The 21202-nt window shown below is 38.6% G+C and carries 23 protein-coding genes and 1 riboswitch; of the genes, 16 read left to right on the top strand and 7 right to left on the bottom strand.

All coding sequences use genetic code 11. The annotated features are described in order from the left end of the window. Positions 1-160: 160 nt before the first annotated feature. The 8 genes from zwf to ACOKFD_RS04980 all read left to right on the top strand — a co-directional run bounded on the left by zwf (position 161) and on the right by ACOKFD_RS04980 (position 7326). Positions 161-1693 carry a glucose-6-phosphate dehydrogenase gene (zwf, locus tag ACOKFD_RS05015; protein ID WP_298999188.1) on the top strand — a complete coding sequence of 511 codons (1533 nt, stop codon included), beginning with the start codon at positions 161-163 and terminating at the stop codon, positions 1691-1693. 53 nt (positions 1694-1746) lie between these two features. Continuing rightward, a complete protein-coding gene (gene pgl / locus ACOKFD_RS05010) occupies positions 1747-2460 on the top strand; it encodes a 6-phosphogluconolactonase (protein ID WP_422860241.1) in 714 nt (237 codons plus the stop codon). Between the two features lie 179 nt (positions 2461-2639). Beyond that, entirely contained in the window at positions 2640-3899 is a 1260-nt protein-coding gene (locus ACOKFD_RS05005; protein ID WP_422860240.1) for a hypothetical protein, read from the top strand. A 6-nt stretch (positions 3900-3905) separates the two neighbouring features. Further along, complete coding sequence (locus tag ACOKFD_RS05000; RefSeq protein WP_422860239.1) at positions 3906-4532, top strand: hypothetical protein; 627 nt, start codon at positions 3906-3908, stop codon at positions 4530-4532. Positions 4533-4851: 319 nt separating this feature from the next. Further along, complete coding sequence (locus ACOKFD_RS04995; RefSeq protein WP_422860238.1) at positions 4852-5028, top strand: hypothetical protein; 177 nt, start codon at positions 4852-4854, stop codon at positions 5026-5028. Between the two features lie 245 nt (positions 5029-5273). Continuing rightward, positions 5274-5735, top strand: coding sequence for a hypothetical protein (locus ACOKFD_RS04990; RefSeq protein ID WP_422860237.1), 462 nt, complete (start codon positions 5274-5276; stop codon positions 5733-5735). 78 nt (positions 5736-5813) lie between these two features. Then, complete coding sequence (locus tag ACOKFD_RS04985) at positions 5814-6359, top strand: hypothetical protein (RefSeq protein ID WP_422860236.1); 546 nt, start codon at positions 5814-5816, stop codon at positions 6357-6359. A 325-nt stretch (positions 6360-6684) separates the two neighbouring features. Beyond that, positions 6685-7326 carry a hypothetical protein gene (locus ACOKFD_RS04980; protein ID WP_422860235.1) on the top strand — a complete coding sequence of 214 codons (642 nt, stop codon included), beginning with the start codon at positions 6685-6687 and terminating at the stop codon, positions 7324-7326. A 53-nt stretch (positions 7327-7379) separates the two neighbouring features. Here ACOKFD_RS04980 and ACOKFD_RS04975 read toward each other — a convergent pair whose 3' ends face one another. Genes ACOKFD_RS04975 through ACOKFD_RS04950 form a run of 6 tightly spaced genes read right to left on the bottom strand, consistent with a single transcriptional unit; the run spans position 7380 to position 12669 of the window. Then, entirely contained in the window at positions 7380-7925 is a 546-nt protein-coding gene (locus tag ACOKFD_RS04975; protein ID WP_422860234.1) for an acyl-CoA thioesterase, read from the bottom strand. Between the two features lie 2 nt (positions 7926-7927). Then, positions 7928-8293 (bottom strand): 6-phosphogluconate dehydrogenase, encoded by a 366-nt coding sequence (locus tag ACOKFD_RS04970; protein ID WP_422860233.1) that lies wholly within the window; start codon positions 8291-8293, stop codon positions 7928-7930. Positions 8294-8296: 3 nt separating this feature from the next. Then, entirely contained in the window at positions 8297-9640 is a 1344-nt protein-coding gene (gene rmuC / locus ACOKFD_RS04965; protein ID WP_422860232.1) for a DNA recombination protein RmuC, read from the bottom strand. A gap of 60 nt (positions 9641-9700) precedes the next feature. Next, positions 9701-10471, bottom strand: coding sequence for an ABC transporter ATP-binding protein (locus tag ACOKFD_RS04960; RefSeq protein WP_422860231.1), 771 nt, complete (start codon positions 10469-10471; stop codon positions 9701-9703). An 8-nt stretch (positions 10472-10479) separates the two neighbouring features. Beyond that, positions 10480-11511: a FecCD family ABC transporter permease gene (locus ACOKFD_RS04955; RefSeq protein WP_422860230.1), complete on the bottom strand. Its 1032-nt coding sequence runs from the start codon at positions 11509-11511 to the stop codon at positions 10480-10482. Next, positions 11512-12669: an ABC transporter substrate-binding protein gene (locus tag ACOKFD_RS04950; protein WP_422860229.1), complete on the bottom strand. Its 1158-nt coding sequence runs from the start codon at positions 12667-12669 to the stop codon at positions 11512-11514. It abuts the gene before it with no gap. A 55-nt stretch (positions 12670-12724) separates the two neighbouring features. Next, positions 12725-12942: riboswitch (cobalamin riboswitch) on the top strand. Between the two features lie 69 nt (positions 12943-13011). Here ACOKFD_RS04950 and ACOKFD_RS04945 point away from each other — a divergent pair. Continuing rightward, positions 13012-14871, top strand: a complete 1860-nt coding sequence (locus tag ACOKFD_RS04945) for a TonB-dependent receptor plug domain-containing protein (RefSeq protein WP_422860228.1) — start codon at positions 13012-13014, stop codon at positions 14869-14871. Between the two features lie 16 nt (positions 14872-14887). Continuing rightward, on the top strand, positions 14888-15826 hold the full coding sequence (locus tag ACOKFD_RS04940; protein WP_422860227.1) for an ABC transporter substrate-binding protein: 939 nt from the start codon (positions 14888-14890) through the stop codon (positions 15824-15826). Between the two features lie 32 nt (positions 15827-15858). On the opposite strand, the gene ACOKFD_RS04935 is transcribed toward ACOKFD_RS04940, so the two are convergent. Next, on the bottom strand, positions 15859-17355 hold the full coding sequence (locus ACOKFD_RS04935; RefSeq protein WP_422860226.1) for a S41 family peptidase: 1497 nt from the start codon (positions 17353-17355) through the stop codon (positions 15859-15861). A 212-nt stretch (positions 17356-17567) separates the two neighbouring features. Between ACOKFD_RS04935 and ACOKFD_RS04930 the strand changes: the two genes are divergently transcribed. The 6 genes from ACOKFD_RS04930 to ACOKFD_RS04905 all read left to right on the top strand — a co-directional run bounded on the left by ACOKFD_RS04930 (position 17568) and on the right by ACOKFD_RS04905 (position 21173). Then, positions 17568-18077 (top strand): RNA polymerase sigma factor, encoded by a 510-nt coding sequence (locus ACOKFD_RS04930; protein ID WP_422860225.1) that lies wholly within the window; start codon positions 17568-17570, stop codon positions 18075-18077. Beyond that, positions 18064-18495 carry a hypothetical protein gene (locus ACOKFD_RS04925; protein WP_422860224.1) on the top strand — a complete coding sequence of 144 codons (432 nt, stop codon included), beginning with the start codon at positions 18064-18066 and terminating at the stop codon, positions 18493-18495. The genes ACOKFD_RS04930 and ACOKFD_RS04925 overlap by 14 nt, the downstream gene beginning before the upstream one ends. Before the next feature lie 10 nt (positions 18496-18505). Then, positions 18506-19048 carry a DUF4252 domain-containing protein gene (locus ACOKFD_RS04920; RefSeq protein ID WP_298999174.1) on the top strand — a complete coding sequence of 181 codons (543 nt, stop codon included), beginning with the start codon at positions 18506-18508 and terminating at the stop codon, positions 19046-19048. Position 19049: 1 nt separating this feature from the next. Continuing rightward, positions 19050-19586, top strand: coding sequence for a DUF4252 domain-containing protein (locus ACOKFD_RS04915; RefSeq protein ID WP_422860223.1), 537 nt, complete (start codon positions 19050-19052; stop codon positions 19584-19586). A gap of 91 nt (positions 19587-19677) precedes the next feature. Beyond that, complete coding sequence (locus tag ACOKFD_RS04910; RefSeq protein ID WP_298999172.1) at positions 19678-20217, top strand: DUF4252 domain-containing protein; 540 nt, start codon at positions 19678-19680, stop codon at positions 20215-20217. 140 nt (positions 20218-20357) lie between these two features. After that, positions 20358-21173 carry a mechanosensitive ion channel family protein gene (locus ACOKFD_RS04905; protein ID WP_422860222.1) on the top strand — a complete coding sequence of 272 codons (816 nt, stop codon included), beginning with the start codon at positions 20358-20360 and terminating at the stop codon, positions 21171-21173. The last annotated feature ends 29 nt before the right edge of the window (positions 21174-21202 follow it).

Here is a 21202-nt window from a genome sequence, read left to right as displayed (position 1 = left end):
TGTTATGTTAAGACAACACTAAGTAAATCATTTGTCGATTTATGAACCTAAAATAAACGTTATATTCGTCTTGCTCAAAAAAATAATGGGTTGTATTTGCCATACATATCATAACTTGTAGGGAAATGAGACCAACAATCCAATAACCATCAGCACACTTATGAAAAAGACAGATAACCAAATGCTTGTCATTTTTGGTGCCTCGGGTGATCTTACGGCCCGAAAATTGATACCGGCACTTTTTAACTTGTATGTGGCCAAGCAACTTCCAGAAAACTTTATAGTACTAGGCGCAAGTAGAAGCGATATGTCCGATGAAGAGTTTAGGAATAGGGTAGTATACGATAGTCCTTACCTGAAATCTAAAATTGAAGACCTCAAGGAAAACTATCTGAAAGGATTTACCGATATGTTTTTCTATGAGGATTTAGGGAGTGACTATACTGCAGAATATAGTGGATTGGCTAAGAGGATTGAAGCCTTAAATGCTTCGAAAGGGACGGACAACAACTACATATTTTACTTCTCAACGCCTCCTAGTTTATATGAGCCTATTGCCAAAAATCTAGCGGAGGTAGGTCTTAGCAATCAAGAATTGGGTTGGAAACGACTTATTGTGGAAAAACCATTTGGTTATAGTTTGGAAACGGCAAAGAATTTAAATAGGGGTCTCCAGCAATACTTTACAGAACCTCAGATTTATAGAATAGACCATTATTTGGGCAAGGAAACTGTGCAGAATTTGTTGGTTACCCGTTTTTCCAATAGCATTTTTGAACCGCTTTGGAATCGAAATTACATCCATCATGTTGAAATTACCAATGCCGAAAGTGTGGGTGTTGAGAAAAGGGGTGGATATTATGATAAATCTGGGGCACTTCGGGATATGTTCCAGAACCACTTGATGCAGATAGTTTCTTTGGTGGTTATGGAACCTCCAATCGGTGATGAACCGGAAGAAATACGGAACGAAAAAGTGAAGGCTTTAAAATCCCTGCGGATTATGCGCGATGAGCAGACTTTGTTTGGCAATACCATAAGGGCCCAATACGTTGCCTCAGAAATCAATGGAGAATCGGTTAAGGGGTATCGTGAGGAAGATGGGGTGAACTCTGATTCCACTACTGAGACCTACGCTGCCATAAAATTTTATGTGGATAATTGGCGTTGGCACGGGGTACCATTCTATGTTCGGACTGCCAAAAGAATGCCCACCAAGGTAACGGAGGTCATCATACATTTTAAAACCCCGCATCATCAAATTTTTAGTGATTCTGGACTGAACAGTAAGGACAATAAGCTGATTATTCGAATTCAACCGGATGAAGGAATTTTAATGAAATTTGGCGTGAAAGTTCCCGGGCAAGGTTTCAAAGTGGAACGTGCTAACTTAGATTTCTATTATTCCAGTTTGGCGGAAACCTATGTCATGGAGGCCTATGAGAGACTACTTCTCGATGCCATGCAAGGTGATGCCACCCTTTATGCCCGTGCTGATGAGGTGGAAGCAGCTTGGGAATTTGTAGATCCTATTTTGGACTATTGGAAAAATGGAAAGGATGTACGTATGTATGGCTATGCTGCGGGAGTATGGGGGCCAGAGAATGCCGATGAACTCATTGAGGATTTTGGATATTGGCGCAATCCCGGAGAGAATTTAGCGGATGACCCAGGGTATTGTGTGATTTGTTAAATTCTGATGTCCGATGTCAGTCGAGCGCAGTCGAGAACAAATATGAAGTATTTATGGAATTAAAAATATATAAGGACAAGAATGAAGTTGCAACAGCATTTTCATCCTACTTCGTTGATTTTGTAAAGGACAAAGACCAAGTTCATATTGCCTTGTCCGGAGGAAGTACACCAAAAATTGTTTTTGACGTATTGGCCTCAAAATATGGTGACAAAATAGATTGGTCCAGTATTCACTTTTACTGGGGAGATGAACGCTGTGTTCCTCCAGATGATAGCGAGAGCAACTATAAAATGACTGTTGACCACCTGTTTTCAAAAATCGAGGTTCCCAAGGAAAATATCCATCGCATTTTAGGAGAAAGGAACCCTAACGGAGAGGCCATGCGCTACGCCAATCTTTTGGAAATCAATTTGGATAGGGTAGAGGGTGTTCCCCAATTTGATTTGGTGATTCTTGGTATGGGAGACGATGGCCACACCGCTTCCATTTTTCCACATCAAATTGAACTATGGGAAGCCGAAGACCACTGTGTGGTGGCCACCCATCCTGAATCTGGGCAGAAGCGGGTTTCCATAAATGGAAAGGTTATCAATACCGCAAAGGAAGTGGCCTTTTTGGTCACAGGACAAGGAAAAGCTGAAAAAGTCGAAATGATTACCCAAAAGAAAGAAGGATTTGAGAAGTATCCTGCATCGCTAGTGAATCCAGCATCCGGAAAACTGCTTTGGTTTTTGGATAAGGATGCGGCTTCAGGATTAAGTTGACTACCACAAAACTTACGGAAAACCCATAGAATTTTTAAAGTTTTTGCATGGCCCTACAATAGTTTCATAATTTTTTTTGGTCGATTTATAAATTGACAACCAATTTATAAATCACACCTTATTTTACCATATACCGTTCGTTCCGGTGAGGTACATTTATTGGACAAAAACAATAAATTATGAAGACACGATTTTTTAGTATCCTTTCGTTGGTCATTCTCTTTTCTTTATTTATAGCCTCCTGTGAGAATGAGGAAGTCCTGCAACTGGAGGAAAGTACTGAACTTTTAGAAGAAGGAATACCACTTGGGGCATTGACAATTGATGAACTGCCAGACCTTGCAAGTACCATTTTGGGTTCATCGGAGAAATCAAAGGTGAACTGGAGTTCTAAAAGTGATGGAGAAGATATTATATTGGATGAATCAAGAATTCTATCGGTAACCGATTCCATTGGCAACGTTTCCTTTTCCATTAGAATGTATGTAGCAGACACCCCCTACAATATTTTCCATAACATAGTTGTGAAGCAAAGACCTGATGGTGGGTTCAATGAACCTATGGTCCTTCAGTACGTGGTAGACGAAGAGTACTACGAAACTTATGTGAACAGTATAAGAAGTGATGCCCCTTTTCAAGGAAAGATAAATATGTATTCCACGAGCACCTTTTTTGACGGAGAGACTCTATTTAATAGAAACATAACCCCCACACCATGCGGGGCTGCTGATGCCGACAGCAACAATGGTTCTGGCACTAACTCTGGGGGAGGCGGTGGAAGTTCTGCAGACGGACATAGCGGTTCCTACAACAATTATGGTTATGGGTACTGGTATATTTCTTATCCCTCGTCAGGTGGAGGAGGTACTGGACTTACTCCAGTTGTTGAAGTAGGCGAAGGTAGCTTTGGTGCAGGGGGTACAGATGGTACTTTAAAAAGTGGTTTTTCTGGAAAAAATAGCAACTGTCCCGAGGATGAATTGTTGTTTCCTATTAATGAAAACGAGGAGACTCCTCCAAGTTGTAAAAGTTTTGAATTTATACAAGTTGGTAATGCTCAATTTTCTTATGTCAAGGGCATTCGGTTTCTTTATATTTTACCTGATGGGTCATCCGAATATGCCAGATACGACAATCCTATGGAATTCTCAACACCTTACGAAGATAGATTTGGTAACATTTATGATAATGGTTCTTTGGCAGAAGCAAGTGCCAAGGCCCTTAAAGAAGCAATGGATGATACTTTTCAATTTGCTAAAAATCAAACTACCTTTATTGGCGAATATCGTCTTAAAAGACATTTTGAGGAAAAGCTCATGGCCGTCTATCCGAATTATATCCCAGGAGGACGTGTTCAAATACGGCCAAGGAATTTAAAGGTTAATAAGGTAACAGAATATAAAGCTTCTTGGTTTTTTGACGACGATTGTAACAACTGAAAATTTATGAGTGACTTTTTTTTACAAAAAGCCTACGAATACTATCCAAGAAATCTGAATTTCTTGAACAATAGTAGAGAAATTGACCAAGCATATTTTGAGACGAAGGAGTATAAATATTTAAATGAACACCTAGATAGATTTTGTTTGGATGAAAATCATTTCCTTAAAAGCAGTTCGAAAGGGATTTTAGATATTCTTCAAGGTAAGTTAGAACTTAGAGATGTTTCAAGGCCATGCCAAGATGATAGGGCCATTTGTTTACAGCATAGCGGATTTTATGAAGAAAAAACTAAAAAATTCAGACCATTGTGTTTTGCCATAAGTGCATTGATTCCCTATTTTCATGCTTATATGATGGAGATTGATTTAATTGAAGACAATTATAACAAGCCGTTTAAATATCAATGGAAATCCATTTCAGGCCCCTTAACTTGTTGGAAGGAAAAGAGCCTGTACAACGATACTTATTCGTTAGTTTGTGATACTATAATACAATTCACCGATTACAAGGAATTTCCAGAGGAACTTGTAAATAAAAAAATACCAGATATTTCGAAGAATAATATAGAATTTGGTGAGGTTACTTTTTTCAATGCATTTTTTTTAGACAGATATTATTGTTACCCTTAAAATTATTAGATATGGAATTTGATGTTAATGTATTGGACATCTACTTTACGCTTAAAACACAACATATTCTGGTCATATCAATTTTTTTATTTTTCTTCTTTTATGGAATAATAAGTTTTACGGTTTTCCTGGTCAAAAGGATAATAACGTTAAAAGGCTTCATTCACTTTTAATAGAAATTTCGCCAAGAAGGAGATCGGACTATGTTAAAAACTTTGATAGGTAGAGTGAGGGTGATTTGTTCTCAAAAGGCTTCGGTAGGTATTGTTTAAATCTTTGATTATTTCACCCAAATTTTTTTTGACCAGAGCGGTGTTGGATGGAGGAATTTACAAGCAATGAGGAACTCATTGAAAGGGTAGAACACCTAAAGAGCCTAGGGTTAGTGGAAGATGATGGGAAAGGTGAATACAAACTTACCAAGCTTGGGAAGAAGTATTTTGAAATGACCATGAACTTACCTACTTTTCCCTTTGGTGGGGCTACTGAATATTAAAACAAAAGCTTGGTTCTCGAAGAATTACAAAGCGAGTGGGTATCAACTTTCAAAAGAATGGAAAAAAATATTAAAGCCGCAATGAGAGCGATTGGAGGTGATTGGAGCAAAAGTTCTCCACATACCATACGAAACTTGTCACCATATACAAGAGATTGGGCATGGTCCATAAAAGATTGTAGTAAGTGAGCAAAACAGTTTTATTATTTCTATATTCAGTTTTAACAATTATCCAAAGCGATACAATGGACTTTGTAAAGATTCTGAACAAAAAAATTTCAAACCTATCAATTGAATACAAACTAATTTCGGTTGATAAGGAGAACAATTCAAGAATGTATTTTGTTCAAAGTGATGATGAAATTTTTTCAAAAGCTGATATTAGAGGAATAATTATAACAACTGATGATAATGATACTGTTGAAAGAATTATGGTTGACTTCAAGACAGTAATGGATGAAGACCTTTTTCTTGATATTGTCAAACAGTACGGAACACCTCACAAAATGTTTTGTAAGGATACACTTCTCTATGAAAATTCAGGGAGTTTAGATGGTTTGGAATTTAATGAGAGTGATTATAGCTTAAAGGAGTGTGGTTTTGAGAACAAACCAGTATGTATTGTTTGGAAGAAAGATGAGATTAAGCTGAAATTTACTATGGCATATGAGCCTCATAAAATGCAACTCATAGTAACTAAAGATTGAACCCATAAAATTATCGATTAGATGCGATAAGACTTTGGAAATAGGGTATAATCGTATTGTTGTTAAACCTTGGTTTGTATGAGTCAGGCTAAATTTCAAATTGATAATTTTTCAATAGGAGAAAGCTTTTCCAAGTATCCTTCGAAAAACCTCATAACAATTGATTCCGTTTCCTGTTTTAAACATGGAGTTGGATATAGGTACAATAAAATTGTCTCCGAAGAATTCCTTCAAGATTATAGTTTTGGAGGTTATAATGTATCCAAGTTAGCTTTCAAAGTGAAAGATGATAGAATTGAAGATATTCTGTGTTTTGTTGAATTTGAGAATATTAAGAAATTTTTGACCGCTCAAGAAAATCAATATGGGCTACCAACCTCTATGGCCAGTCGTTTAAAAGGTTCAGAACGTAGAAAAGAAAAATTGGAAAGTATTCCTGAAAAAGTAGATTTAAACTTTATACTTTCGAAAATATCAGAATATAAAAGCTTATGTTGGCACAATATCAAAACCAATATGAATGATAGAAGAGAAACGTCCCTGTTTTTGGAGTATTTTCCGATTGGTGCTAAACAAGACAATTATTCTGTAGCAAGAATGGAATATATTGTACACAAGGATTGATAAGAGATGTAGGCAGTATGATAAATAAAGTTTTGATTGGCTTAATATTTCTTTTTGTAATTGTTGGTTTTGTTTTAGGCGACAAATATTCTTTCGTGTATAATTATTATGACAGCTATTATTTGGTCTATTACCGAGATTTGTTGTTTATAATCTGTCAACTTATCGCAGTCTTTGTCGTATTGAGGTTTCTTTTGTTGAGAATTTTTACGCGATACCTCTAAGCTTCATTTGTAATTGGATTTGAAGTTCCAACAGAAATGAGTTTAAAAAGAATGTAACTGAATAACGGAGATATACTATGCGAAGCGATAAACAAATTCATATGGGGTACAAATTCTTGGGTACCTCTATTATTTTAATTCTGCTTACACTACCCGTTTGGGCACAAGAACAGCCTATTGATATTGTGGTTGACCAATCACAGGACTCTCTCACTTTATGGGGTATAAACCATACTGACCTTACCCAAGAGGTGACTCTACAACTAGTTGTCGAAAATCTTTTGGGATACGATGATGCTATAACACTATTAATTCCCCCTAAGGATTCATTGGTTATGACAAAACTTGGAATTCCAAAAGGGAAACATTGGAAGTGGAGTTCCGATTACGCTTGGAAACCAAAACCTACAGAGCAAGAACTTTTAGTGTATAACATCAAGAAAAAACAAGAGGTCTTTAAAGCCTTTGAAGTAGATGAAAACCCTCTCATTCTATTTTATAAAGAAGGTTGTTCCCGTTCAAGGTTTGCCAAGGAAAGTTTGGAACGAAAAAAGATATCTTTTAAACTTATTAATACCACTTCAAATGTTCAAGATGGTAAAAGATTAAGTGAGCTTATTCGAATTGAAGATCCTGATAACAAACAATATCTTTTTCCTGTGTTCCTTGACCGTAAGCAATTGGTCTATGACATCACTGATTTAAGAGGTTATATGAAAAGTTTGGTAAAGAATTATAAATAATTCATTTGAATGATAACTCGCTGTAATAATGCTCCTGTTGCGAAGAGTTGAAGTCAATCCAAATCCAACTTCACATTTTCACCTTCCAAAAATTCCAAATATTGGTTTACTTTAAAGGCTTTGGATGCATATTTGGAGTCTCGGTCATGCGCGGATAATTTTCGTTCCTTACTTCTGGCAAAGCGTCGCATACCTTGTTTATCTTTGACAATTAGGCCAGGAACTGCTATGTTTTTACCATTTTCATCTTTGGCCACCATGGTGAAATACGAAGAATTGCAATGTTTAACCTCGCCAGTTTGAATGTTTTCGGATTCTACGCGGACTCCCACTACCATGCTGGTACGCCCGGTATAGTTTATACTGGCCTTGAGAGTTACCAATTCGCCAACATCTATGGGGTTTAAAAAATTGACACGATTAACCGAAGCAGTGACACAATAACTTTGGGAATGCCGACTCGCACAGGCAAAGGCAATCTGGTCCATCAAACTTAAAATATATCCTCCATGGACCTTGCCTCCAAAATTGGAGTGGGCCGGGAGCATAAGTTCAGTAATAGAAACCTTGGATTCTCCGGCTGTTTTAAACGTTTTCATTGCTATTTTCTAAAGTGTGGAGATTGCTCCTGAACCACATCGATTATAAAGTACTTGGTGTCGCCCAACCAGAAAAAAGTGCCATATCGCTCTTTATAGGTCACTTTTACATATTGGCCTTGGTAATCTTTCAACTTTTCAATGACTTTCGACTCACTGTCTTCCACCGAAAACTCAAAAATCTGCGCTCCGGAGATACCCTGACTGATTTCACCTTCCCATGTTTTGGCCAAAACTCCCTTGCGGCTGAACTTGATAAGTTCGCCTGAACGATAACCTTCACTAAAGGGAACATAATAGATAAAGGCAAAGTATCCTGCTATTCCAAAAATAACAACGGTAATAAAGATAAATAGGAACTTACGCATCCTTTATAATTCAAGTTTGGGTTCTTCGTAATCGTCTTCTTGGGCACGTTTTAGAATAGGCTCTGGAATGGATTTCTTGGCTTTGGCACCCATTTTCTTCAATTTTTCAATGCTTGTCACTATGTTTCCTCGGCCTTCTACCAATTTGTTCATGGCGCCGCGATATTCATTCTTCGCCTCATCCATCTTTTTGCCCACTTTGGTCAAATCAGACACAAAACCTTCAAACTTATCGTACAGCGCTCCAGCCTGACGTGCTATCTCAATGGCGTTGCGTTGCTGCTTTTCGTTGTTCCACATGGTGTCAATGGTACGAAGCGTAGCCAATAGGGTTGAGGGAGTAACAATCACAATGTTTTGCTCAAAAGCCTTGTTGTAAAGTGACACATCCTCATTTATGGCAATGGCAAAAGCAGGTTCAATGGGAACAAACATTAAAACAAAATCTGGGCTTTCCATTTCATATAAATCTTCATACTTCTTTGCAGAGAGTTGTTCCACGTGCTTTCGTAGGGAATTGATATGGTCCTTTAAGAACTTGGGCTTATCTTCTTCATCGGCATTGGTAAAGCGCTCGTAATCCGTTAGCGAAACCTTAGAATCCACAATCATTTTTTTGCCATCGGGCATATTGATGATGACATCGGGCATCACGCGACTGCCATCCTCAAGCGTGAAACTTTGCTGTACACTATATTCTCGGTCCTTTTCCAAACCGGATTTTTCCAAAACACGCTCCAAGACCAATTCCCCCCAATTTCCTTGCATTTTACTATCACCTTTTAAGGCTTTGGTCAAATTCTCTGCCTCTTGGGTTATTTTCAGATTTTGATTTTGAAGGTTGAGCAGTTGTTCTTTAAGTGCTGAGTGAATGCTGATGTTTTCCTTTTGGGATTTTTCAACCTTTTCTTCAAACTCCTTTATTTTTTTGTTGAGAGGGGTAAGAATATTTTCTATGTTCTGTTTGTTACTTTCCGTGAATTTTTTGGACTTATCCTCTAGAATTTTATTAGCCAATATTTCAAAATCCTTGGTGAATTTTTCTTGGAGTTTTTCCAATTCTTCCTTTTGTTCTGAGTGCTTTTGCTGTAAATTTTCTAAATCAGCCTGATAACGGACAATTTGATTGCTCTGTAGTTCCCTTTCGGATTGAAGCTCCCTTCTACCTTCATCGGAATCCATCAACTTTTGGTTAAGCGTGGAAATATTGCTGTTCAGTTGAGATTCTCGTTCTTTCCAAACACTTTCCACGGATTTTGTTTTGAGCTTTTGAACGTACATGCCCAAAAGTACACCCCCAATCAAGGCCAATAGTCCAATCAATACAAAAATCAATTCAGTGCTCATACAATATTTTCTATCGATAAAGATAACGGATTCCAGACTTCAGCGAAATGGTATTTCGACTTACTTTTTAACCTTATACGTTCCTGTTGTTGCATCAAATTGGACCATGTCCGAAGGAAAAAGGGTATCAAAGTGCTTTTCTTCAATCAATTGACAAGGTTCTCCAAAGGGATTTTGATTTCCATCCAATATCAACATGGAATCGCAGGTTTGGATGGCCAAATCAATTTCGTGCGTGGTAAAAAGTATGGTTTTATTCCGCTCGTGAGCTAACTCTTGTAATAGTTTTAGGATTTGAACCTTGTGGTGCAGGTCAAGATGCGTAGTAGGCTCATCCAATAAAATCAAAGGGGTGTCCTGTGCCATGGCTCTAGCTATCAATACCCTTTGAAATTGTCCATCACTCAATTCATGGCATTTGCGGTAACGTAGTTTATCCAGTAAAAAAGTTCTGATGCTTTGTTGAATGCGTTTCTTGTCATTTGTGCTTAATCGCCCTAACCAATTGGTATGCGGTTGTCTGCCCAATGCTATCAGTTCTTGTACGGTGAGATTTTTTGAAGTGGTCTGCTCCGTAAGCACCATACTGCGTTTTTGTGCTAATTGTAATGCGGATAGCGATTCCAGTTTCTGGTTATCAATCTCAATTTCCCCTGATTTTTTGACTTGAAGTCCTCCCAAAGTACGAAGCAAGGTTGATTTTCCCACACCATTGATGCCCACAATGGTGCATAGGGAACCCCTTTCCAATGAAAACGAAATGTTTTTCGCAATGGTAATGGACGGATAACCAATAGACAGATTATCAACATTCAAAATTTGATTTTTCATTGCATCCATTAAAAAATCATTTTTCGTTTACGAATCAATAACCAAATTACAACAGGGGCGCCAACTAAGGTAGTGATGGCATTTATTGGCAAAACGTTGGCTGAGTTGGGCCACTGGGCAATGGTATCGCAAAGCAACATCAAAATCGCTCCATAAAGGAATACCGCTGGAATCAAAATACGATGTTCCATGGTATCGAAAATCTGGCGGGTAAGGTGGGGTACGGCCAGCCCAACAAACGCAATGGGACCTGCAAAAGCAGTTATGCCTCCCGCTAGTAAACCTGTTGCCACTATGGCAATAAATCTTGATTTTTTTAGCGAAACACCTAAGCTTTCCGCATAGTTTTCTCCCAATAAAAATGCATTCAATGCCTTAATGGAAAAAATACTCAAAATCAAACCTAAAAGAACGATTCCGGTCAATAGCCAAACTTGTGATTGAGATAGATTGCCGACACTACCAAAGGACCAAAAAATAAAACGTTGCAGATTATCCGCTGTGGAAAAATAGGCTAAAACACTTACAATGGCCGAAGTAATGCTTCCGAACATCAAACCTATGATTAGAAGTGCCATAGTATCTTTTACTCGATTGGCCACTAAAATCACTACCAGTAGTACAAAAAAACTTCCTAAACTGGCTGCTACTGCGAGTGAAATATCATTCAAATAGGAGAACGAAGCCCATCCTGAAAGTAAAGAAGCCCCCATCAAAAGCAGGGCTGCTCCCAAACTTGCTCCAGAACTGATACCCAGAACAAATGGCCCCGCCAAGGGGTTTCTAAAAAGTGTTTGCATCAAAAGCCCACTTAAGGAAAGTCCACCACCCACCAAAATTGCTGTAAACGACTTTGGAATTCGATAGTTCCATAAAATGTAATCCCAAGTTGGTGTTTCCAGAGATTTTCCCAAAAATGACGATAGAATAGCATCAAAGGGTATGGAAACCGACCCCGAACTTATGTTCAAGACCCAAGCTACACATAGAGCTAAAGCAATGCATAGAAACGAAATACGATATTTCTGTGAGGGAGACATTTATTGCAAAGGGCTGAAAAAATGAGTTTCGTACCCTTCCATCAGGTCCGGGTGAAGAATTGAAATCAAATCTTTTAAAACCAAGTCGGGTCTTTGAGGAGCCAGTTCATAGAATAAAATGCCTCCTGTTTCCCCTTTTCTCACCGCATTGGAAAAGACTTTACGATTGACATAGGCACTAAATTGAATATAATGTGGGTTTGCATTTTCCAGTTGCTCATAGGCGGTATGTAGCGATGGATTGAACCAAAAATCAGCTTTTTGTCCTTGTGTGAGTACTTCTTCCAAGCTTAAACCAATACTGCCGGTATCCTCTGTGTCTTTCCAGAGGTAATTGGCGTTTGCATCCTTTAAAAATTGTGACATCCAGCTATTTCCTCCTGCAACATACCATACATCTTTATACAAGCCTCCGGTTAAGACCGTTGGTTTATCCAACGCTTGTTGGGCTAGTACCTTGGCCTCCTTATACGATGATTCAATAGTCTTAAAAATACTATCGGCCACTGCTTCTTTTTGGTAAAAAGGAGCAAAAAACTTAATCCATTCCGCTTTTCCCAAAGGGGTTTGCTCCGTCCAATCGCCGTTGTACACAATGGGAATGCCAGATAGTTTTAAAGTTTCATACGCTTTGTTGGTGCCATTGATACCGAAACCGATTACCACTTCGGGGTTTGTTTCAAGTGCAATTTCGGTGTTAATGTTTTCATTGGTTCCCAATTCATGAATGGAACCTTCATCAATTCTCTTTCGTGCTTCGGTTGAGGAAATCAAATCGGAGTTGGGAAAACCTACCAAAGTGTTCAATGCCCCCAGCGATTCCATTGCCGGGATATGTGTGGTTGAAGTCACTATCATACGTTCAACTGGAGTTGGTACAATGGCATCATACGCATCCCTTGGTAATGTTATGGATGCTAGTCTTTCCCGTGGAATCAAGGCATAGCTAAACTCTTCTGAGGCTCCCGGCCATGCTGAAACCACGCGGATGACAGTAAAGTCTACATTTTTTTCAATGGAAAAACCTTGTGCGTATTGAATCGAAGGGGAGTCTGGATTTTGTTTAAGAGCTAATTCAGACTTTTTTTCCTTGCAGGAAGTGAACAATAGTGAAAAAAGGAGAAGGGATATTGAACCGAATGAAGATTTTTTCATCATGCCATCAAAAGTAAGATTATTTAATTTTTGTAAAAAAAGATTAAACAGAATGATTACTTTCGTCGTGAATTTTGGTTCGTACAATGCTTTGTGCGATTAAAAGGGAATCTGGTGAGAATCCAGAACTGTTCCCGCAACTGTAAAGTTCATGCCAAACTTGGTTTGGCACCTCAAAAAGAGGGTGTTGTTTACTTCAATGCCACTGTTCAAAAGAATGGGAAGGCCAAATAACATTGAACAAGTCAGGAGACCTGCCAAATTCAAACAAACAATGTTAAACTTTCGGGATAAAGGTTTACGTATGAAGCACATACTATTCTCCCGTTTATTCACTTAAACGAAATGAAAAAAACACAATTGTGGTGGTGCGCCACACTTTTTGCGGGTCAATTTTTTTATGCCCAAAATGCACAACAAGACTCTGTCTCCGTTCAACAGTTGGATGAAGTAGTGGTCAGCGATTCACGATTTGAACTGAAACGTGAAAATTCCGGTAAGACCGTCATCAAAATTTCAGCTCAGGAATTGGAACGTAATCAGGGAAGAACCGTAGCTCAGGTTATCAACACAAAGAGTGGAATCGAAATCGCAGCTAGCCGCGGTAGGGATGGTGATGTTCTCGGTGTATTCGCCCGAGGTGGCCGTGGACGTCAGGTATTGGTGATAATTGATGGGGTTCGAGTGACCAATCCTTCTTCTTTTTCAGTCGAGTACGATTTACGATTTTTGTCAACCGCAAATGTGGAATCCATAGAAATAATTAAAGGTGCTGCAAGTACACTATACGGTACCAATGCTGCCACCGCGGTCATTAATATTACCACCAAAAAGAATTCGGAAAACAATATCGCAGGTAATTTTGAATCCATGGTCGGTACAAACCAAACATCTAATGACCAAAACTATAATCTTGCCAGCTTTGCCAATAGCGCTAAGGTAAGTGGAACATTAAACAAATTCTCTTATGGTGTAAGTTTCTCCAACCGATATTCCAACGGACTTTCTGCAGCGGTGACACCGGAGAATGAAGAAGACGACTTTTCCCAGTATAGTGCAGACCTCAAAATAGGATACAAGTTTTCAGAGAAATTTGATGTTTTGCTTTATGGAAACAAGACCGAGTTCAGAAACGAGTTTGATGCTGACCGTGCGGAAGCTCCCAACCAATTGAAACAAGATCAAGAGCGCTTGGGTATTGCATCCACATTTAGCTATGGCAAAGGTTCCATACAGTTGAATGCAGCCTATACAGATTTTGATTTAGATTCAAGAAGCACTTTTGGTGAGACAGTCTCCAGTGGCGAAAATTTTGTTTTTGATGTTTACAACAAATATGTCTTTAACGATAGGTTTTATACGGTCTTAGGTATTAACTATATTAAAGACAAAGCCATTTTTGATGAGTCAGTGGATTTTACGATTGTAGACCCTTACGCAAACTTGGTCTATGTTTCGGATTTTGGTTTGAATTTGAATACGGGAATTCGATTAAACAACCATTCCGAATATGGGAATCAAGTAGTGTATAATGTTAACCCGTCTTATGTTTTTCCTACGGAAAAAGGCTATGTAAAGCTTTTGGGTACCTATGCAACTTCTTATATCACACCCAATTTGATTCAATTGTTTGGAAGCTTTGGGAATGAGAACCTGGAACCAGAAGAGAATACTACCATAGAAGGAGGAGTGGAATATTATGTAAACGACAAACTTCGATTAAGTGCTGTATACTTTGATAGAAATGAAAAGAATCGAATTGGGTCTGATCAAGATTTTCGTAGTATTAATATTTCGGACGAAATCGATGTTAATGGAGCAGAGATTGAAGTATCATGGATTCCTATAGAATCATTTACCATTGATGCCAATTATACATTTACGGAGCGCAAGGGGGACAATGCCATTAGAATCCCTAGACATAAAGCGAATTTGACCTTGGGCTATCAACTTTGCGAATCCACAAATGTTTCACTTCAATATGCCTATACCGGAGAACGGATTGATACTGATTTTTCAGTTTTTGAAGATGTTGCATTGGATGCATTTTCGTTGGTTAACCTCTATATTGACCACGAGTTACTACCCAATAAGCTAAAGGTTTTTCTGAACGCCAATAATATCCTGAACGAAGAATTTACCGAAATCATTGGTTTTACAACAAGGGGTAGAAACATAAATGCTGGCTTTAATCTGAGCTTTTAATTACTAAATTGGAGCGATGTTGAAAGTCTGTTCTTTTATGCCTGCGGTTACCCAAATGCTCTACGACATGGGTTTGGAGGACCACCTCTATGGTGTAACCTTTGAATGCCCTGAACAGGCCTTGAAGGAAAAAGAGCCTGTAGTACGTTGCATTTTGGAGGGTAAAGACCTTTCCAGTACGGAAATTGATGCGCTTTTCTCCGCAAGTAAGAGCCAAGGAATGGACCTGTACTATGTAGATGAACCCCTGTTGGAACGTATAGCACCAGATATCATCTTTACACAGGATATGTGTGATATATGCCAGATTGATACGGCCTGTACCGCAGCAGCAGTGGCCAATCTTAAGAAACAACCGGAACTTGTTTCCATAAGCCCGGAGTCTTTGGATGATGTCTTTGAATCAGCCGTAACCATTGCAACCGCTTTGGGAAAAGAGGAGCTGGCCTATAGATATTTAAATGGTTTGCATAATAGAATTGATGATGTGGTAGATACGTTGCGAGCAGCAAGAGCTTTGCCCAAACGGGTAATGTTATTGGAATGGATTGACCCTATTTTCAATTGTGGACATTGGATTCCACATCAGATTGCTTATGCTGGAGGGGTGGATATGCTTTCTAACCCTTCAGGTGATAGTATCGTTACCTCATGGGAAAAGATTGTGAAATATAACCCCGAAGTATTGATTGTGGCACCTTGTGGATTCAAGATAGATAGAGCCTTGGAGGAGCTTCATATTTTAATCAAGAAAGAAGGTTGGGATAATTTGAAGGCAGTCAAGGATGATTCGGTTTATATAGTGGACTTTGATATGTTTACCCAATCATCTGCAGGCACTTTGGTCGATGGAATTGAGGTTTTAGCGGCCCTGTTTCATCCTGAACTAAGGGAGGTTCCTGCTAAGTTGTCACACAAATATGTAAAATTGGAAAACCACTTAGTTAAAAATTAAGAATAAAAGAAGCGGCCATTTGGCCGCTTCTTTTATTGATTCATTTTAATGGGTTTGTCCAAGTACATATTGTCTTTGATTACGGTTTGTACCCTTGAGCTTGTAAATGAATGAGCTGGAATCTGCACGTTAAAACCACGTCTTGTAACGGCTCCATTTATTTCTTGAAGCGCCCTGGCCAATAACGGTTCGTTTACATCACCAAGAATACCAAGATTGGTCAGGTCCTCTTCCAATTCAATATCTGGATCTAGACCGTCTGTATAGTCGAAAAACCCATCAGCATTTTCGTTGCGTCCTACCAAGGGTTGAAGCCCCCATTGACTGTCTGCAGGAATCAACCCCTCTCGTTCTGGGTTATAAATAAAAGAACCTCCAGGATCATCTACAAGTGTAATTGAAAACTCATTCTTACCCGAAGTTGTCTCCCCAATTTGCGTAATGTTCATGTAGGGTGCAAGCCCGTTGATAATTAATTCACTTGCCGAAGCCGAACTACCTGTGGTCAGGATAAAAACTCTATTTAAATTTAAAGTATTAATTGGAACCAAGGGGGAATTTTCATCAGAAGTGTCCATTCTAAATGAACTTGCAAATCTGTCCTCAAGTTGCTCAGGTGACAGTTGTACCTGAATTTTTGGATTCCAACGTTGTCTTATATATAATTTACCTGTGTCCGTACTGTGAATCATACTAGCCAATAATTTTGAGGTATTCACTGAACCACCTGGATTATAGCGCATATCCAAAACCAATTCTGTAGCACCATCAGCTACAAACTGGGCAAACGCGTCATTTAATTCGTTGTTGAAGCTCCTCAAAAAGCGATTGTACATAAGATAGGCGACCTTTGTTCCATTTACATCAAGCGTAGTGGCAACCTGAATTGGATTCTCGGCAAAATTTTCGATTTTGGTCAAAGCCACTTCTTTCCCATTAAGCGAAAAACTACCATTGTTTAGATTCGCCATTCCGAGGGTGTAATTGGCATTATCACCGAAGAGCAGACTTCTAAAGTTGCTTCCTGTCAACTGAACACCATCAACATGCGTGAAAAATTCACCTCTCGAGATGTCCTTGCTTGCAGCATCAGAATCCGGCAGGATATATTGCACATACCCAAACACGTCATCTGAACCTTGGGCTATAAATTGCAGTCCAAACTCGAGACCGTTACTTCTAGATACACCGGCTAAACCACTTACCAATTCGGTATAATCCTCATTCAAAAAGCTGAACCGGTCCTCTACAAACAGAAGTTCATTCTCCCATAAATCAAATGGATTAGGAAATTGTTGCAAGAATTGGGTAAATTCCTGATCATTGGCAAAACGGTCATCGGCAAGAACTGGCACATCTGCCTGCCAAAAGTACCAAAGGTTTAATGCATTCCACATAAAACTTTGAACGGGAAAATCGGCCGAGGTAACTGGAGTGGGATCTGGATTCTGAATTCCCCCGTTATCATCGCTTGAGCAACCGAATAGAATAAAGGAAAGTAAACAAAGGAAAAAAAGGGTCTTTTTCATAGCGTAAATCGTTTTTCAAGAAAGTTCTTCAATAACCGTTCCAGTAAAACTCGAACAGATTAGAAATTCGAGGCAGAAGTTTCTATATTCTAGCAATTTTAGGCTCAAAATAAAGACATAATGGGACATTTCAAATTTTTTGTAACAATTTTCGATATGTGTCGTCGTGATAATGAAGCCTGATATTAAACAGGTGGAAAACTAAACAACCAATGCAACAAAGTGATTTTTTAAATGTGGTAATGCCTTTTAAGGATAAACTGTACCGTTTGGCAAAACGGTTACTGGTATCCAAAGAGGAGGCAGAGGACGCCACGCAGGAAGTGTTGCTAAAATTATGGTCAAAAAATGAAAGCATGGCCGATTATAAAAATGTTGAAGCCTTTGCGATGACGATGACCAAGAATTTTTGTTTGGACCGACTAAAGTCAAAACAAGCAAGTAACCTAAAGCTGGTCCATAGCAATTATAAGGATGAAAACACTTCACTGCAAAAACAACTGGAAGCCGAGGATAGTGTACGATGGATGGAGCGAATAATGGACACATTACCCGAGCAACAAAAAATGGTATTGCAACTTAGAGATGTGGAGCAATATGAATTTGAAGAGATATGTGACCTATTGGACATGAAACCAACGGCAGTTAGGGTAACCTTATCCAGGGCACGAAAAACAGTAAGAGAAGAATTGGCAAAAAAACATAGTTATGGAATTGGATAGAATAGAAGAACTATTAGAAAAGTATTTTGAGGCTACCAGCACAATTGCTGAGGAGGAAGCGCTTAAGCAATACTTTTCCCAAGACAATATAGAACCCCATTTGGAACAATATAGACCAATGTTCAATTATTTTTCCGTTGCTAAGGAAGAACGTTTCACCAAGCAGGTCCCATTAAAACCTAGAAAAAAGAATTATAGATGGATGTCCGTTGCTGCGGTGACAATTTTAACCTTCGGAATTTATTTTGGTATTCAATATCAAGAGCGTAAGCAACAGAAGCAAGAAGCTCTCATGGCTTACCAAGAAACCAAAAAGGCTTTTGAACTTCTTGCAGAGAACTTTGGTCGGGGCACTGAAAAAGTAGCCTATTTACAAGAGTTTGAAGCCGCTAAACAAAAGATTTACAATAACGATTAAAACAAAAACAATGAAAAGGTATATTTTAATTTTCCTAATTGCTGCATTTCCCTTTGCTGGATTTTCACAGTCCTTATTTGATAAGTTTGAAGATTTGGACGATGTCACTTCCGTAGTAGTGAACAAAAGTATGTTCAACCTATTGGCAAAGATTGATGTGGAAGTGGACGATCCAGAAGCTCAAGACTTTATGGATATTGCCAGTAGCCTAAAAAGCTTGAAGGTTTTTACAACCGACAATGAGAAAATAGGCGCCGATATGAAGGCTTCCGTGAACAGCTACCTTAAATCTTCTAGCATGGAAGAGTTGATGCGCGTGAAAGATAAAGATGCGAATGTAAAATTCTACATCAAAGAAGGTAGAGATTCCGATCACGTTAGCGAACTCCTAATGTTTGTTACCGGCCTTAAGGATATGGAAGCGGATGGGAGAAAGTTTGAGACAGTGATACTTTCTTTAACAGGCGATATTGATTTGAATAAGATCAATTCCCTGACCAAAAAGATGAACCTACCTGAAGAGCTTAACAAAGCAGGTAAAAAAGGGAACTAAGATGAAAAAGTTTGTAATTGCACTTTTTGCAATAGCGTTGCCTTTGTTTGGATTTTCTCAATCGGTTTTTGATAAGTTTGAAGATTCTGAAAGAATTGGTTCTGTGACCATTAGCAAAGGTATGCTTGAGATAGTTGCTGGAATGGTGGACAATCATGGGGACAAGGATACCCAGGACTTTGTGGATCTTGCCAAGAACCTTGATGGAATTAAGATTTTTATGTCAGAGGATAAAGGCGCTTCGGCGGATATGCAAGCCACAATGAAGCAATATGTTAAGAAGTCAAGATTGGATGAATTGATGAAAATAAAGGATGGGGACACCAATCTTAAATTTTACATCAAGAATGGAAAGGACGATGACCACGTATCCGAGTTGCTCATGTTCGTAACCGGTATAGAAGATGACAAAGGACGGAAAGCCAATATTGAAACGGTATTGCTCAGCATGACTGGAGATATTGACTTAACCAAAGTAGGTTCTTTAACGGAAAAAATGAAGCTTCCCAAACACTTGAAGAAAGCAGAACGGAACTAATCATAAAATAATGTAACAAAATCTCCTATGGGTCAACATATTTATGTTGACCTATTGGAGTATCATCAATCAATCAAAAAAAAACGTAACAATGAAGTATGTAGTAAAAACATTTTTTCTAACAGGAGCTATACTTTTGGCTTCCTGTTCCTCTCAACAAAGTCTTCAGGAGTATTATGTGGACAATTCTGAAAATCCCAACTTTATCGCTTTGGATGTTCCAGCAAGTATACTTAAGCTAAATGAGGAAAGCCTTTCCTCATCCCAGAAAGAAGCTGTGGAATCCTTGCGAAAGTTCAATATGTTGGCCTTTAAGAAAACCGCGGATAATGTTGCCGAGTATCGTGCAGAAAAAGCTAAGGTTAAAGAAATTCTTAAGGATGATGAATTTGTGGAATTGATGAAAATCAATTCGCAATATGGCAAAGGAGTCATTAAGTACTTAGGTGACGAAGATGCTATCGACGAAGTAATAATTTATGGTGATAGTAAAGACATGGGCTTTGCTTTAGTCAGGGTTTTAGGAAAAGATATGAACCCAGCCCATATAGTTCAAATTATGCAAGCGTTGCAGAAATCAGATTACGATGGAGCGGCTTTGGGAGAAATTGGAAAGTTTTTAAAGGGATAAATTCTTTTCCATAAATTATAATAAAAACGCACTGTTTCGCAGTGCGTTTTTCCTTTTAATAGGGTAGAGAACCTCAATTTTTGTGACCTTCTTGCTACCTTAGTGTCTTACACATAAACACTAACAATAAACTGAATACAATGGAAAAAGCACAAGAATGGATGAATTACGGCATTGAGTTGGCCAAAGAGTATGGGCTCAAATTGGTAGCAGCCATCCTTATTTACATAATCGGTTCCTGGATTATTAAAAAAATTACTGGCGCTGCTAGGAAAGTAATGGCAAAGAGTAAATATGACGAGTCTTTGCAAAAGTTCTTGTTAAACTTGATTTCTTGGGCGCTTAAAGTATTCTTGATCATTATTGTTATTTCGCAATTGGGTGTTGATGTAACTACGTTCGCCGCTGTGATTGCGGCTGCAGGTTTAGCTGTAGGTCTTGCCCTTCAGGGGTCTTTATCCAATTTTGCAGGAGGTGTTTTACTTATGATTTTTAAACCTTATCGTATTGGAGACTTAATCGAAGCACAGGGTATTTTAGGCGTGGTCAAGGAAATTGAAATCTTTACAACGAAACTAACGACTCCTGAAAACAAACTAGCCATTGTGCCCAATGGTGCCATGGCCAATGGAAACATTATCAATTATTCTGCCGAGGGCAAAATTAGAGTAGATACGGTAATTGGTGTTGGCTATGGAGAGGATATCAAAAAAACAAAAGAAGTTTTATTGAATGTATTGACTTCGAACCCAAAAGTGTTACAAGACCCTGCTCCCTCAGTCAATGTTATGGAATTGGCAGACAGTTCGGTAAACTTTGCGGTCCGACCTTTTTGTAAGCCTGAGGATTATTGGGACGTGTATTTTGGAACCTATGAAAATTGTAAGTTGGCCCTAGATACTGCCGGAATTGAGATACCTTACCCACATCAAGTAGAGATTCATAAAGAAGGGTAAATCTAAGACTGTAACGATCGTTTCTTTCA

The sequence above is a fragment of the Flagellimonas ulvae genome, assembly GCF_049333175.1.
Lineage (GTDB): Bacteria > Bacteroidota > Bacteroidia > Flavobacteriales > Flavobacteriaceae > Flagellimonas.
This window is presented reverse-complemented; position numbering and strand designations above follow the sequence as displayed.

What these genes read in the sequence shown, in the direction of transcription:
- zwf (WP_298999188.1), top strand. Translation starts at nt 161, where the DNA reads ATGAAAAAGACAGATAACCAAATGCTTGTCATTTTTGGTGCCTCGGGT.
- pgl (WP_422860241.1), top strand. Translation starts at nt 1,747, where the DNA reads ATGGAATTAAAAATATATAAGGACAAGAATGAAGTTGCAACAGCATTT.
- ACOKFD_RS05005 (WP_422860240.1), top strand. Translation starts at nt 2,640, where the DNA reads ATGAAGACACGATTTTTTAGTATCCTTTCGTTGGTCATTCTCTTTTCT.
- ACOKFD_RS05000 (WP_422860239.1), top strand. Translation starts at nt 3,906, where the DNA reads ATGAGTGACTTTTTTTTACAAAAAGCCTACGAATACTATCCAAGAAAT.
- ACOKFD_RS04995 (WP_422860238.1), top strand. Translation starts at nt 4,852, where the DNA reads ATGGAGGAATTTACAAGCAATGAGGAACTCATTGAAAGGGTAGAACAC.
- ACOKFD_RS04990 (WP_422860237.1), top strand. Translation starts at nt 5,274, where the DNA reads ATGGACTTTGTAAAGATTCTGAACAAAAAAATTTCAAACCTATCAATT.
- ACOKFD_RS04985 (WP_422860236.1), top strand. Translation starts at nt 5,814, where the DNA reads ATGAGTCAGGCTAAATTTCAAATTGATAATTTTTCAATAGGAGAAAGC.
- ACOKFD_RS04980 (WP_422860235.1), top strand. Translation starts at nt 6,685, where the DNA reads ATGGGGTACAAATTCTTGGGTACCTCTATTATTTTAATTCTGCTTACA.
- ACOKFD_RS04975 (WP_422860234.1), bottom strand. Translation starts at nt 7,925, where the DNA reads ATGAAAACGTTTAAAACAGCCGGAGAATCCAAGGTTTCTATTACTGAA.
- ACOKFD_RS04970 (WP_422860233.1), bottom strand. Translation starts at nt 8,293, where the DNA reads ATGCGTAAGTTCCTATTTATCTTTATTACCGTTGTTATTTTTGGAATA.
- rmuC (WP_422860232.1), bottom strand. Translation starts at nt 9,640, where the DNA reads ATGAGCACTGAATTGATTTTTGTATTGATTGGACTATTGGCCTTGATT.
- ACOKFD_RS04960 (WP_422860231.1), bottom strand. Translation starts at nt 10,471, where the DNA reads ATGAAAAATCAAATTTTGAATGTTGATAATCTGTCTATTGGTTATCCG.
- ACOKFD_RS04955 (WP_422860230.1), bottom strand. Translation starts at nt 11,511, where the DNA reads ATGTCTCCCTCACAGAAATATCGTATTTCGTTTCTATGCATTGCTTTA.
- ACOKFD_RS04950 (WP_422860229.1), bottom strand. Translation starts at nt 12,669, where the DNA reads ATGATGAAAAAATCTTCATTCGGTTCAATATCCCTTCTCCTTTTTTCA.
- ACOKFD_RS04945 (WP_422860228.1), top strand. Translation starts at nt 13,012, where the DNA reads ATGAAAAAAACACAATTGTGGTGGTGCGCCACACTTTTTGCGGGTCAA.
- ACOKFD_RS04940 (WP_422860227.1), top strand. Translation starts at nt 14,888, where the DNA reads ATGTTGAAAGTCTGTTCTTTTATGCCTGCGGTTACCCAAATGCTCTAC.
- ACOKFD_RS04935 (WP_422860226.1), bottom strand. Translation starts at nt 17,355, where the DNA reads ATGAAAAAGACCCTTTTTTTCCTTTGTTTACTTTCCTTTATTCTATTC.
- ACOKFD_RS04930 (WP_422860225.1), top strand. Translation starts at nt 17,568, where the DNA reads ATGCAACAAAGTGATTTTTTAAATGTGGTAATGCCTTTTAAGGATAAA.
- ACOKFD_RS04925 (WP_422860224.1), top strand. Translation starts at nt 18,064, where the DNA reads ATGGAATTGGATAGAATAGAAGAACTATTAGAAAAGTATTTTGAGGCT.
- ACOKFD_RS04920 (WP_298999174.1), top strand. Translation starts at nt 18,506, where the DNA reads ATGAAAAGGTATATTTTAATTTTCCTAATTGCTGCATTTCCCTTTGCT.
- ACOKFD_RS04915 (WP_422860223.1), top strand. Translation starts at nt 19,050, where the DNA reads ATGAAAAAGTTTGTAATTGCACTTTTTGCAATAGCGTTGCCTTTGTTT.
- ACOKFD_RS04910 (WP_298999172.1), top strand. Translation starts at nt 19,678, where the DNA reads ATGAAGTATGTAGTAAAAACATTTTTTCTAACAGGAGCTATACTTTTG.
- ACOKFD_RS04905 (WP_422860222.1), top strand. Translation starts at nt 20,358, where the DNA reads ATGGAAAAAGCACAAGAATGGATGAATTACGGCATTGAGTTGGCCAAA.